The organism is Streptomyces sp. KR55 (assembly GCF_052245645.1).
Classification (GTDB): Bacteria; Actinomycetota; Actinomycetes; order Streptomycetales; family Streptomycetaceae; genus Streptomyces; species Streptomyces flavusporus.
Window position 1 is genome coordinate 1 of the sequence record NZ_JBQQCE010001009.1, and the last position, 631, is coordinate 631.

The following is a 631-nucleotide window of genomic DNA, read 5'->3' on the forward strand; positions in this document are numbered from 1 at the left end:
TGGTGTCACAGCCGTCCTGTCCGTCCTCACCTCCGCCGCCCTGCTCGCCGTCGCTCCGGCAGGAGCCGCCCCGCTGCCCGACCGGATGGCCGACACCGGCGGCGGCAGCCAGCTGATCACCGCCGTGGCGCCGCGGGCCGGCTCGACGACGGGCACGGTCACCTGGTGGGACCGGCGGGAAGGCCGCTGGGTGAAGGCCGGTTCCGCGCCGGCCCGCTTCGGGGCGAACGGGCTCGTCGAGGGCGCCTCACGGAAGCAGAGCACGAACACGACGCCGACGGGGCTGTACGACCTGCCGTACGCCTTCGGCATCAAGGCGGCGCCGCGCGGGACGACGTACAAGTACCGTCCCGTACGGCAGAACTCCTGGTGGTGCCAGGACACCGGCTCCCGCTCCTACAACCGGTGGACCGAGCCCCGCCCCGCCGACTGCCGTGCCACCGAGGCCGAGCACCTGGTGTCGTACGGGAACCGGTACGCGCATGCCCTCGTCATCGGCTTCAACTACCGCAAACCGGTGCGCGGGCGCGGCGCCGGCATCTTCCTGCATGTCAACGGGCGCGGGCCGACGGCCGGTTGTGTGTCCGTGCCGGCGGACGCCATGCGGCGGATCCTCCAGTGGGCCGAGCCG

Annotated in this window: 1 protein-coding gene; it reads left to right on the top strand. The window is 73.4% G+C overall.

The window, feature by feature from the left end; translation table 11 throughout:
- Positions 1-16 precede the first annotated feature (16 nt).
- Positions 17-631: L,D-transpeptidase family protein (locus tag ACTWQJ_RS52060; protein ID WP_443313306.1), on the top strand; the 615-nt coding region annotated here is incomplete at its 3' end.